This window comes from Streptomyces sp. TBY4, from assembly GCF_024213195.1.
Classification (GTDB): domain Bacteria; phylum Actinomycetota; class Actinomycetes; order Streptomycetales; family Streptomycetaceae; genus Streptomyces.
The window spans coordinates 275,173-287,115 of record NZ_JANAVF010000005.1 but is presented as its reverse complement, the minus strand read 5'-3'; the positions used below and the strand labels follow the sequence as shown (position 1 = coordinate 287,115).

Annotated in this window: 11 protein-coding genes; 5 read left to right on the top strand and 6 right to left on the bottom strand. The window is 72.7% G+C overall.

Annotation, left to right across the window (positions count from 1 at the left end; all coding sequences use genetic code 11):
• Window positions 1–81: 81 nt before the first annotated feature.
• A complete protein-coding gene (locus tag NLX94_RS14635) occupies window positions 82–315 on the bottom strand; it encodes a heavy-metal-associated domain-containing protein (RefSeq protein ID WP_254383144.1) in 234 nt (77 codons plus the stop codon).
• Between the two features lie 186 nt (window positions 316–501).
• Between NLX94_RS14635 and NLX94_RS14630 the strand changes: the two genes are divergently transcribed.
• Window positions 502–1,767, top strand: a complete 1,266-nt coding sequence (locus NLX94_RS14630) for a cation:proton antiporter (RefSeq protein ID WP_254383365.1) — start codon at window positions 502–504, stop codon at window positions 1,765–1,767.
• Here NLX94_RS14630 and NLX94_RS14625 read toward each other — a convergent pair.
• Complete coding sequence (locus tag NLX94_RS14625) at window positions 1,745–2,488, bottom strand: TetR/AcrR family transcriptional regulator (protein WP_254383143.1); 744 nt, start codon at window positions 2,486–2,488, stop codon at window positions 1,745–1,747. The two genes, NLX94_RS14630 and NLX94_RS14625, sit on opposite strands and share 23 nt — an antisense overlap.
• A gap of 141 nt (window positions 2,489–2,629) precedes the next feature.
• Between NLX94_RS14625 and NLX94_RS14620 the strand changes: the two genes are divergently transcribed.
• On the top strand, window positions 2,630–4,894 hold the full coding sequence (locus tag NLX94_RS14620; protein ID WP_254383142.1) for an MMPL family transporter: 2,265 nt from the start codon (window positions 2,630–2,632) through the stop codon (window positions 4,892–4,894).
• 45 nt (window positions 4,895–4,939) lie between these two features.
• On the opposite strand, the gene NLX94_RS14615 is transcribed toward NLX94_RS14620, so the two are convergent.
• From NLX94_RS14615 to NLX94_RS14600, 4 genes are all read right to left on the bottom strand, one after another.
• Complete coding sequence (locus tag NLX94_RS14615) at window positions 4,940–5,140, bottom strand: AlpA family transcriptional regulator (protein WP_030710687.1); 201 nt, start codon at window positions 5,138–5,140, stop codon at window positions 4,940–4,942.
• 229 nt (window positions 5,141–5,369) lie between these two features.
• The gene (locus NLX94_RS14610) at window positions 5,370–5,915 is read right to left on the bottom strand and encodes a GNAT family N-acetyltransferase (protein WP_254383141.1); all 546 of its coding nucleotides are present in this window, start codon (window positions 5,913–5,915) and stop codon (window positions 5,370–5,372) included.
• A 61-nt stretch (window positions 5,916–5,976) separates the two neighbouring features.
• Window positions 5,977–6,990, bottom strand: a complete 1,014-nt coding sequence (locus NLX94_RS14605; RefSeq protein ID WP_254383140.1) for a Gfo/Idh/MocA family protein — start codon at window positions 6,988–6,990, stop codon at window positions 5,977–5,979.
• A gap of 55 nt (window positions 6,991–7,045) precedes the next feature.
• A complete protein-coding gene (locus NLX94_RS14600) occupies window positions 7,046–7,960 on the bottom strand; it encodes a sugar phosphate isomerase/epimerase (RefSeq protein ID WP_254383139.1) in 915 nt (304 codons plus the stop codon).
• 66 nt (window positions 7,961–8,026) lie between these two features.
• On the opposite strand from NLX94_RS14600, the gene iolC reads away from it, so the two are divergent.
• The 3 genes from iolC to iolD all read left to right on the top strand — a co-directional run bounded on the left by iolC (window position 8,027) and on the right by iolD (window position 11,932).
• Window positions 8,027–9,001, top strand: a complete 975-nt coding sequence (gene iolC / locus NLX94_RS14595) for a 5-dehydro-2-deoxygluconokinase (RefSeq protein WP_254383138.1) — start codon at window positions 8,027–8,029, stop codon at window positions 8,999–9,001.
• 235 nt (window positions 9,002–9,236) lie between these two features.
• Window positions 9,237–10,016 (top strand): 5-deoxy-glucuronate isomerase, encoded by a 780-nt coding sequence (iolB, locus tag NLX94_RS14590; RefSeq protein WP_374683963.1) that lies wholly within the window; start codon window positions 9,237–9,239, stop codon window positions 10,014–10,016.
• Window positions 10,013–11,932 carry a 3D-(3,5/4)-trihydroxycyclohexane-1,2-dione acylhydrolase (decyclizing) gene (gene iolD, locus NLX94_RS14585; protein ID WP_254383137.1) on the top strand — a complete coding sequence of 640 codons (1,920 nt, stop codon included), beginning with the start codon at window positions 10,013–10,015 and terminating at the stop codon, window positions 11,930–11,932. The genes iolB and iolD overlap by 4 nt, the downstream gene beginning before the upstream one ends.
• Window positions 11,933–11,943: the final 11 nt, after the last annotated feature.

Genomic DNA, 11,943 nt, shown 5'->3' with positions numbered 1-11,943 from the left:
GGGAGGGCCGGGCCGTACGGAACCAGTATGAGCTGGCCGGTACGGCCCGGCGGGGCTGTGCCGATTGAGAAGAGGAGGTGCTCAGGCCTGGCCGGCGAGCTCGTAGCCGGCCTCGTCGACGGCGGCGCGTACGTCGGCCTCGTCGAGCGGGGCGGCCGAGACCACGGTGACCTCGCCGGTCGCGGCGACGGCCTTGACCGAGCTGACGCCCGCCAGGGCGGCGAGCTCGGCGGTCACGGCGCCCTCGCAGTGCCCGCAGGTCATGCCGGTCACCCGGTAGACGGTGGTGGTCTGGGTGTCCGTGTCGGCGCTCATGTCGTTCTCCTCTTCAGGGGTGGTTCCGGGCGGCCGGGGAGCGGCGGATCGCCCGCGGATCGCTCGCGGAGGGTCCACCGTTCATCCCGACACTTCGAGACTATACCCCTAGGGGGTATCAATGCGAGCATCGGGAGAGATCTTTTGCGGTGGACAATCCGCCCTGACCGTATGTAAATGGCACCTATGGAGCACACGGGGATCACACTCATCCTGATCATGTCGATCGCGGTGCTCGCGCCCCTTCTCGCGTACGGGGTCTCGCGCTGGCTCCCCGTCCCGCTGGTGATCTTCGAGATCGTCCTGGGTGTTCTGGTCGGGCCCGACGTCCTCGGCTGGGCCCGGTCGACCGAGGTCGTCGACGTGCTCAGCGAGCTCGGCCTCGCGATGCTGATCTTCCTGGCCGGCTACGAGATCCAGTTCGCCCAGGTCAAGGGCGACACCCTGAAGCGGTCGGTGTGGGCCTGGGTGGCCGCCCTCGCGCTCGGGCTCGGACTCGGACTGCTGCTGTCGGGCGGCGGGTTCGACAAGGGCGTCTACATCGGCACCGCGCTCACCAGTACCGCCCTCGGGACGATCCTGCCGGTCCTGCGGGACTCGGGGGACCTCCAGAGCCGTTTCGGCTCGGTGATGATGGCGATGGGCGCGGTCGGCGAGTTCGGACCGATCATCGCGATGGCCCTGCTGCTCAGCGGGCGGGCGCCGGGGCAGTCGGCGGCGCTGCTGATCGGCTTCGCGGTGCTCACGGCGGCCGCGGTGTTCTGGGCGATGCGGCCGAAGCCGCCGTGGTTCGCCGCCGTCATCTCCAAGACCCTGCACAGCAGCGGGCAGTTCGCGGTGCGCCTGGTGATGCTGATCCTCGTCGCGTTCCTGGCGCTGTCCGAGGTGCTCGGCCTCGACGTGCTCCTCGGCGCCTTCGCCGCCGGGCTGATCACCCGGCTCGTGCTGCACGGGGCCGCCCCGGAGAGCAGCGAGATCGTGCTGTCGAAGGTGGAGGCCATGGGCTTCGGCTTCCTGGTGCCGCTCTTCTTTGTGGTCACCGGGATCGAATTCGACCTGGACGCCCTGCTCGGGGGCGGCCGGGTGCTCCTGCTGCTGCCGGTGTTCCTGCTGCTCTTCCTCGTGGTGCGCGGGCTCCCGATGTGGCTGCTGGCCCCCCGGGACCTCGGGCGCCGGGACCGCTCGGCGCTGGTGCTGTTCGGCTCCACGGCGCTGCCGCTGGTGGTGGCGATCACCACCCTGGGCGTGCAGGAGGGGAAGCTGGGATCGGGGGAGGCGGCGGCGCTGGTCGGGGCCGGGATGGTCTCCGTACTGGTCTTCCCGCTGGTGGGGCTGCGGTTGCGGGCGGGGTCGGGCTCGGGGCCGGGTGACGGGTCCGCCGCCGGCTCCCGTCCCGGCGGGCCGGGGTCCGGGGGCGTCGGGGAGATGGTCAGCGAGGAGGAAGCGTGGTGAACATCGGGTCCAGGTAGCGGAACAGGACGGTCTTCAGCTCCGCGACGTACGCGGCCCGTTCCGCGCCCTCGCTGGCGAGGATCAGCTCGAGCGAGGTCTTGACGATCCCGAGCACCATGTGGGCCACATGGGTGAGCTCGGCATCCGTGGCGGGAGCGCCGGGCTCGCCCGGGGTGACGCAGGCGCGGAGCACCCCCTCGACGCGGGTCAGCATGCCGACGTGCAGCTCGTCGTGCTCCTGGGCGATGCCGGGGATGCCGGCGCCGTGCATGAGCGCCCAGAAGGCCGGGTTCTCGCAGTTGAAGGCGATGACCGGATCCAGGACGGCGTCGAGCAGCTCGGGCAGCGGCCGGTCCAGGTTCTCGGGGAGGAAGGCCTGGCCGTGCGCCTCGTGGGCGCGCTGGAGGAGCTGTCCGCCCAGCTCGACGGCGATGGCCTCCTTGTTCGGGAAGAACTGGTAGAGCGTGCCCGGGGAGACGCCGGCCTCGCGGGCGATGGCGTTGGTGCTGGCCGCCGCGTAACCCGTGCGGCAGAACACCCCGGCGGCCGCCGAGAGGAGCTGGGCGATCCGGCGCTCGCCGCGCGCCTGGCGGCGGCGGGGGGCGGCTTCGGCGGGGGTTTCCGGGGTCGCCGCGGTCGCCGCGGGGGTCGCCTCCGGGCTCGCCTCGGCGGTCGTTCCGCCCGCTTTGTCCGTGCTCCTGGTCCGAGAGGTCTCCCGCATGTCCAATCCCTTGCTTCCGGTTGCTTCCCGTGGGTGATTGACAAACGCGAGAGGTCGCTCGCATTCTTGAGAAACGCGAGCGACTGCTCGTGTTTGCCAGTCTAAGTGGCCTGGCAATCACGGTGAAGGGGACACCGAGACATGTCCGAAGTCAAGAAACCGCCGTCGCCTGGGGAGGGCGGCCGGTGGACCGGGTTCGTCACCACACGGCCGAGGCTGTCGCTGCTGCTCGCCCTCGTGGTCACGGCCCTGGCCGTCTTCGCCGGCGGAGGCGTCGCCGACCGCCTGGGAAGCGGCGGCTGGGAGGATCCCGCCGCCGGTTCCACCTACGCCACCAAGGCCCTGGAGCGCGAGTTCCCCGGCTCCCAGCCCAATCTGCTGCTGCTCGTCGAAGCCGGGGCCGCCGTCGGGCCGTCCGGGGTGGACGACCCCGCCGTCGCCGCCGAGGCCGAGCGGCTGACGGCGCGGCTCGCCGCCGAGCCGGGGGTGACCGGCGTGGGCTCGTACTGGCGGACCGGGCTGCCCACCCTGCGCTCCGAGGACGGCCGGCAGGCCCTGATCGCCGCCCGGGTGCCGGGCGACGAGAAGACGGCCAATGCCCTCCTGGACCGGATCGTCCCGAGCTACCGCGGCGAGCACGGACCGGTGAAGGTGTCCCTCGGCGGCCCGGCCGCCGTCCAGCGCGAGGTGACCTCCACCATCCAGGAGGACCTGCTCACCGCCGAGCTGATCGCCCTGCCCGTGACGCTCGTCCTGCTCGTCCTCGTCTTCGGCAGCGCCGTCGCGGCCCTGCTGCCCCTCGGTGTCGGCATCGTCGCCATCATCGGAACCAATGCCGTGCTGCGCGGGCTCACCGAGTTCACCGACGTCTCCGTCTTCGCGCAGAACCTGACCACCGCCCTCGGGCTCGGCCTTGCCGTCGACTACGCCCTGTTCATCGTGCGGAGGTTCCGCGAGGAGCTGGCCGCCGGACGCGACCCGGTCGCGGCCGTCCGGGTCACCCTGCGCACCGCCGGGCGGACGGTCCTCTTCTCGGCGCTGACCGTGGCCGTCGCCCTCTCGGCCATGCTCTTCTTCCCGATGTACTTCCTGCGCTCCTTCGCCTACGCCGGAGTCGCGGTGGTCCTGCTCGCGGCGGCGGCCGCGCTCACCCTGCTGCCCGCGGCGCTCGTGCTGCTGGGGGAGCGGGTCAACTCCTTCGACCTGCGCCGGCTGTGGCGCCGCAGCGCCCGGCAGGCCGGCAAGGAAGCGGCTCCGGCCGGGGGCGGGCGGGGCTGGGCCCGGCTGACCGACCTGGTGATGCGCCGCGCCCCGGTGTTCGCCGTGGCCACCACGGCCGGGCTGCTCCTCCTCGGACTGCCCTTCCTCGGCGTGAAGTTCGGCACCGTGGACGACCGGCAGCTGCCGGCCACTGCCGCATCGCACGTGGTGCAGCAGCACATCCGCGAAGGCTTCCCGGGCAGCCCCGGCGGCGCGCTGACCGTACTGACCGAGAGGGCCTCCGGGGCCGCGGACCTCGACGCCTACAAGCGGCGGATCGAAGCCCTGCCCGGAGTGCTGGGAGTGGAAGGGCCGGTGAGTTCGGCCGGCGGCACCGGGTACGCGTACTTCTCGGTGCTCACCGAGGGCGAGGAAGTGGGAGAGGGGGCCCAGGAGCTGGTGGGCCTGGTCAGGGCGGTGGACGCGCCCTTCGACACCGCCGTCACCGGACAGGCCGCGGTGCTCGTCGACGCCCGTGACGCCATAGCCGAGAAACTGCCCCTGGCCCTGGCCGTGGTGGTGCTGGCCACCCTGCTCCTGGTCTTCCTGCTCACCGGAAGCCTGCTGATACCCGTCCAGGCCGTGCTGCTCAACGCGCTGAGCCTGACCGCGATGTTCGGGGCGGTGGTGTGGGTGTTCCAGGAAGGCCACCTCTCCGGACTGCTCTCCTTCACCTCCACCGGAGACATCGAGACCACCCTGCCCGTGCTGATGTTCTGCATCGCCTTCGGACTCTCCATGGACTACGGGGTGTTCCTCATATCCCGGATCAAGGAGGAGTACGACCGGACCGGGGACCACGAGGGCGCCGTGCGCGCCGGGCTGACCCGCACCGGCGGACTGATCACCGCGGCGGCCGTGATCCTGGCGGTGGTGATGGTCGCCATCGGCAGCTCGCGGGTGACCAACACCAAGATGCTGGGCCTCGGGATCGCCCTGGCCGTCCTGATGGACGCGATGGTCGTGCGGAGCCTGCTGGTACCGGCGGTGATGAAGCTGACCGGGAAGGCCACCTGGTGGGCGCCGGCACCACTGCGCCGACTGCACGAGCGCATCGGGCTCAGCGAGGGGGAGCCGGCCCCGCAGGCCGCCGAGCGGCCCGAGTCCGAGCCCGAGTCCGAGCCGGTGCCGGTGGGGAGCCGCTAGGCGGACGGGGCCCGGGAGGGTCCCGTCCCCGGGACGGACGCCGCGTCAGTCCTCGCGGCGTCCGCGGTTGCCGGGCCTCCGCGCCACCCAGGCGCGGACGGTGTCGGCGTACCAGTAGGGCTTCCCGCCCTCCACATGGTCGGGCGGGGGCAGCAGCCCGTGCTTGCGGTAGGAGCGCACCGTGTCCGGCTGGACCCGGATGTGAGCGGCGATCTCCTTGTACGACCACAGCTGTCGGTCGCTCATCCTCGACACCTCCTTGTCCACGCCGCGGGGCCGGCCGGGAGGCCGTCGGGGGAGCCGGCGCGTGGACACTGACGATCACTCAGGTTGTGCCCGGGGAACGACGCGGAGTGAGGTCAGGGGAGGGCCTGTGGTCCGCCTGTGACGGAAGACCCGCGTAACGCGGACATGCGTGACGCCCCGACGACCCCCGTGACACAGGTGGCACACGGGGTGTCCCTGCGGTACCGCTTCACATGGGGAGGGAGAACAGCCGTACCGGTCCCGGGGGCCAGACCGCGTCATCGTGCAGGGGCGTCACCATGGTGCGCAGCGGCATGGACACCAAGCGGTCTCCGGGTTGTTCGACGAGGACCTGCTCGTCGAGCGCGTGCCAGCCGAGCCGCTCGTACAGCGGTACGAGCGGGGGGCGGCAGAACAGGAGGGCGTGCCGGGGGCCCGTCGTGCGTGCGTGGTCGAGCGCCGCCGCGAGGACGAGCCGCGCGAGTCCGCGACCCCGTACATCGGGTGCGACGGCCACCCCTCCGACGCCCACCACTTCCGTCCGGGCGGCGCCGATCCCGACGGGCAGCCGTAGCAGGCCCGCGTGTGCCAGCAGCCGGCCGTCGTACTCGACGCCGAAGTGCTCCTCCTTGGGCAGCCAGGTCAAGCCGACCGCCCCCACCCCGAAGGGATCGGCGCCGCCGCCGAGGATCTCGTCCTGCTCCGCCTTGGTGTACTGGGGGAGCCGCGTCGGGGCCGGGACCGCGGAGGGAGGTATCTCAGGTGTCTGGGACATCCCCCCATGATGGCCCCGGCGTTCGGATACCGGCCCGGGCGCGTCCGGGCGGGTGGCCGGATCAGCTGTAGAGGGCCGGGCGCTCCGTCAGCTCCACCACGGTGCGTACGCCGGTGCGGGCCGCCGTGAGGCCCGCCTCGGAGACGGCCGCCGCCGCGTAGCCGTCCCACGCGTCGGGACCGTCCACCCGGCCCCGCGCGGCCGCGGCGACCCAGCGGCGGAGCTGGCGGTCGTAGGCATCGGCGAAGCGGACCGTGAAGTCCTGGTCGATCTCCCCGCCCCACCGGCCCGCCGACTGGACGACCATCGCGTGGCCGTCGCCGATCCGCGCGGTCCCGGACTCGCCGACCGCCTCGCACTGCACCTGGTAGCCGAAACCGCAGTTGACGAAGATCTCCACGTCGACCACGGCTCCGCCGGAGGTCTCCATGAGGACGAACCGGGGGTCGCGCAGTCCATCACCGGCGGCCGAGGCGGGCGTCGGGGAGAGCACGGTCACCGCGGTGATCTCCTGGCCCAGCAGCCAGCGGGCCGCGTCCACCTCGTGCACCACCGAATCGGTGATGAGCATGTCGCTGGTGAAGAAGGACGGCGAGGCGGCGTTGCGGTGCCGGCAGTGCAGGAACAGCGGCCGCCCGATCCCGCCCGCGTCGAGCAGCTCCTTGAGCCGCGCGTACTCGGCGTCGTAGCGCCGCATGAAGCCGACCTGGACGAGCCGGCGGCCCAGCCGCGCCTCCTCCTCCATGATCCGCAGGGCGCCCGCCGGCTCGGGGGTCAGCGGCTTCTCGCACAGCACCGGCAGCCCCCGCCGCAGCGCGTGCAGGATCGCTTCCTCATGGGCGGGCCCGGGCGAGGCGATCAGTACGGCGTCCACCCCGGGCGCCGCTATCGCGGCCGCCGGATCGGTGTGCGCGCCCGCCCCCTCCAGAGCGGCCGCGACCTCTTTGACCCGGTCCCCGTCCGGGTCGGCCACGGCCACCACCCGGGCCCCGCCGACCGTGCTGCCGAAGCGGCGGACGTGGTCGGAGCCCATCTTCCCGGTACCGATGACGGCGATGCCGAGCGTGCTGGTCATGTTCTGTCTCCTCCAGGAGGGTTCGTACGGCCGGGGTCGGGCCGGATGATCCGGTTCAGCGGGCGCCGCAGGAGCGCAGGTGGGCGCGGGTGCGGCGGGCGATCGGCAGCGGCCGGTCGGGCGGACACGGGTACATGTCCTGCTCCACGATGGCGAACAGGTCCACGCCGAGCCGCTCGGCGGCCGCCAGCACCGGTTCCAGCGCGGGCACCCCGGCCGGCGGCTCGCACATCACCCCGCGGGCCACGGCCGGCCCGAAGGGCACCTGGTCCCGAACGACTTCGGCGAGGATCCGCGGATCGACCTGCTTGAGGTGGAGGTAGCCGATCCGCTCGCCGAACTCCTCGACGGCCCGCACGCTGTCCCCGCCGCAGTACGCGTAGTGCCCGGTGTCCAGGCAGAGCGAGACCAGCGCGGGATCGGTGGCGTCCAGGAAGCGCGCCACGTTCCCGGGGGTGTCGATGTGCGTGTCCGCGTGCGGGTGGACGACGATCCGCAGTCCGTACTCGTCCTGGACCCGCTTCCCCAGCCGCTCGGTCTGCGCGGTCAGTTGGCGCCAGCCCTCCGGAGTGAGGGTGCGGTCCTCCAGCATCTCGCCGGTCTTGTCGTCCCGCCAGAAGGACGGGATCACGACGAGGTGCGCAGCGCCCATGGCCCGGGTCAGCTCCGCGATCCGCGACACGTGCTCCCAGGTCTCCTCCCACACGGCGGGCCCGTGATGGAGTCCGGTGAAGACGGTCCCCGCGGACACCCGCAGTCCGCGCGCCCCGACCTCGTCGGCGAGCCGGACGGGATCGGTGGGGAGGTAGCCGTAGGGACCGAGCTCGATCCACTCGTACCCGGCCTCGGCGACCTCGTCGAGGAACCGTTCCCACGGTGTCTGCAGGGGATCGTCGGGGAACCAGACCCCCCAGGAGTCCGGAGCCGAACCGACGCGGATACGGGTCAACGCGGGTGGTGAGGACGTCATACGGCCACCTTAGGGTGCGAGGCTCTTGGGTGCGGGGAGCACTCGGTCGGGAGGAATGGTGTGGTGATGGCTGCGGATCCGTTGGCGTTCGACCTGATCACGATGGGGCGGATCGGGGTGGATCTCTACCCCCTGAAGACGGGTGTACCGCTCGCGGAGGCGGACACCTTCGGGAAGTTCCTGGGGGGTTCGCCGGCCAATGTCGCCGTCGCGGCCGCCCGGCTGGGCCGCCGGACGGCGGTGATCACCCGGACCGGCGCGGACCCCTTCGGCGCGTATCTCCGTTCGGAGCTGCGGGGGTTCGGGGTGGACGACCGGTGGGCCGGGGAGGTCGCGGCCTACCCGACGCCGGTGACCTTCTGCGAGATCTTCCCGCCGGACGACTTCCCGCTGTACTTCTACCGCTACCCGAAGGCGCCCGACCTGGAGATCGCCGCCGACGAGCTCGACCTCGACGCGGTGCGTGCGGCGCGGGTGTTCTGGATGACGGGTACGGGGCTCAGCGCGGAGCCGAGCCGCACGGCCACGCTGGCCGCGCTGGAGGCGCGCTCGAAGTCCGGGATCACGGTCTTCGACCTGGACTGGCGTCCGATGCTGTGGCCCTCCGGGGGCGGGGACGCCGGGCCGGCGGAGTGGTACCGCCGGGGGCTGTCCCTCGCCACCGTGGCCGTGGGCAACGCCGAGGAGTGCGCGATCGCCACCGGCGAGACCGAGCCGTACGCGGCCGCGCGGGCGCTGCTCGCGGCCGGGGTGGAGCTGGCGGTGGTCAAGCGCGGCCCGGCGGGGGTCCTGGCCGTCCACCGCGACGGGACGGTGGCGGAGCTCCCCCCGGTACCGGTGACGGTCGTCAACGGGCTCGGCGCGGGGGACGCCTTCGGCGGGGCGCTGTGCCACGGGCTGCTCGCGGGGTGGGAGTTGGAGCGGGTGATCGGCTACGCCAACGCGGCCGGGGCGATCGTGGCCTCACGGCTGGCGTGCTCGACGGCGATGCCGTTCGCGGAGGAAGTGGAGGAGGTGCTCGGTCGTGCCGGTGGTGTCTGAGTGGGCGATGGACTGGACGAGGCTGCTGGTCCTAGACCTCTCCCCAGGGGAGGCGTACGCGCACGAGTGCGGGGAGTCGGAGTGGATCGTCCTCCCCCTCGCCGGGGCGTGCGAGGTCCGCTGCGCGGAGCCGTCCCCCACCCCGCCCCTCCCCGAAACCGGGGGCACGACCCCCGGCCCCCCACCCCGGGACTCCGCCCCGGACCCCGCGCCTCAAACGCCGGCGGGGCTGAAAATGCCCTACGGGCAATCCAGCCCCGACGCAGGCCAAAATCCAGCCCCTCCGGCGTTTGAGGAGCGGGGTCCGGGGCAGCGCCCCGGGAGCGGACCGCAGGTCTTCCTACTGCGGGGGCGACGCGGGGTGTTCGACGGTCCCACCGACTTCGCCTACCTGCCCCGGGACGGGCACGCCGAAGTCATGTCCCGCGAGGGCGGCCGCTTCGCGCTCGTCGGGGCCCGCTGCGAGCGGCGCCTCCCCGCCCGGTACGGGCCCGCCGACGGGGTCCCCGTAGAGCTCCGCGGAAGCGGACAGTGCTCCCGGCAGGTCAACAACTTCGGCGCCGCCGGGGTCTTCGACTGCGACCGCCTCATCGCCGTGGAGGTGCTCACCCCCGGCGGCAACTGGTCCTCGTACCCGCCCCACAAGCACGACGAGCACCACCCCGGCACGGAATCGAGGCTCGAGGAGATCTACTACTTCGAGATCGCCCCGCACGGGGACACACCCGGCCTCGGCTATCAGCGTGTCAGCCCCTCCCCGGCGGGGAAGACCGACATCCTCACCGAGGTGAGGACCGGTGACGCGGTCCTGATCCCGGACGGCTGGCACGGCCCCTCCATCGCCGCGCCCGGCCACGACATGTACTACCTCAACGTCATGGCGGGACCCGGCGAGACCCGGGAGTGGCTCATCCGGGACCACCCCGACCACGGCTGGATCCGCTCCACCTGGACCGAAGACGACATCGACCCCCGGCTCCCCTTCCACCGGGACCGGGCGGAGGACCCCGCATGACGCCGAAGCAGGAGAAGCAGGATCAGAAGCAGACGCCGACGCAGACCGTCCGCCTCACCGTCGCCCAGGCCCTCGTCCGCTTCCTCGCCCGGCAGTACACCGAGCGCGACGACCGGCGCCACAGGCTGATCGCCGCCACCTGGGGGATCTTCGGGCACGGGAACGTCGCCGGCATCGGTCAGGCCCTGCTGGAGAGCGGCCGGGGCGAGATGCCCTTCCTCCAGGGCCGCAACGAGCAGGCCATGGTGCACGCCGCCGTCGGGTACGCCCGGCAGAGCGGGCGGCTGTCCGCGCACGCCGTCACCACCTCCATCGGCCCCGGCGCCACCAACCTCGTCACCGGGGCTGCCCTCGCCACCATCAACCGGATCCCGGTGCTCCTGCTGCCCGGGGACGCCTTCGCGACCCGGCCCGCCGACCCCGTGCTCCAGCAGCTGGAGGTCCCCCATGCGGGTGATGTCTCCGTCAATGACACCCTGCGGCCGGTGTCCCGGTACTTCGACCGCATCACCCGTCCCGAGGCCCTGATCCCCGCCGCGCTGCAGGCCGTACGGGTCCTCACCGACCCGGTGAGCACCGGGGCCGTCACCCTCGCGCTGCCCCAGGACGTCCAGGCCGAGGCGTACGACTGGCCGGAGGAGTTCTTCGCCGAGCGGGTGTGGGGCGTACGCCGGCCCCGCCCCGACCGGACCGAGCTCGCGGCGGCCGCCCGGGCGGTACGGGGCTCCGCGCGGCCGCTGATCATCGCCGGCGGCGGGATCCGGCACAGCGCGGCGGGGGCGGCCCTGGCGGAGTTCGCCGCGGCCACCGGCATCCCGGTCGCCTCCACCCAGGCGGGCAAGGGGGCCCTGCCGTGGGACCACCCCGCCGACGTGGGCGGGATCGGGCACACCGGCACGGCCACCGCCGACGCGCTGGCCCGCGAAGCCGATCTGGTGATCGCCGCCGGGACCAGGCTCACCGATTTCACCACCGCGTCCGCGACGCTCTTCCAGCACCCCGGCGTGCGGTTCCTCGGGCTCAACCTCGACCCGTACGACGCCCACAAGCTCGCCGCCCGGCCCCTGGTCTGCGATGCGCGGGCGGGGCTGGAGGAACTCCGGGCCGAGGTCGCCGGGTACCGGGTGGACCCCTCGTACGAGGCGGCGTACAAAGAAGGGAAGAGGGCGTGGGAGCGGCTGGTCGACGGGGCCTGCGCGGCTCCCGACGAGGACTCCGTCCCGACGCAGGCACAGGTGCTGGGTCTGCTGGACGGCCTCGTCGACGGTGACGACATCCTGATCAATGCCGCCGGTTCGCTCCCCGGGGACCTGCACAAGCTCTGGCGGGCCCGCTCCGCGGACCAGTACCACGTCGAATACGGGTACTCCTGCATGGGCTACGAGATCCCCGCCGCGATCGGCACCGCGCTGGCCGCCCCCGGCCGGCCGGTGTGGGCGCTGGTCGGCGACGGCACGTACCTGATGAACCCGACCGAGATCGTCACCGCCGTGCAGGAGGGGATCCCGGTCCGGCTGGTGATCCTCGACAACCACGGCTACGCCTCGATCGGCGGCCTCTCGGAGGCGGTGGGCGCCGAGGGGTTCGGTACCGCCTACCGCTTCCGGGCGGTGGACGGTTCGTACACCGGTGCGCCGCTGCCGCTGGACCTGGCGGCCAACGCGGCCTCCCTCGGGATGGCCGTCATACGCGCCCACACCGTGGGTGACCTGCGGAAAGCCCTCGCGCAGGCGCGGGCGGCGGACCGTCCCACATGTGTCTACGCGCAGACCCGAACACCCGACACTGTGTCGGGCCCGCCCCCCGCACAGGCGTGGTGGGATGTCCCTGTGGCCGAGACCGCGACCCGTGCGTCGGCGGCCCAGGCCCGCGAAGAGTACGACCGGCAAGCCGCGCAGCGACGTCGCCATCTGTGAAGGAGTCAGTC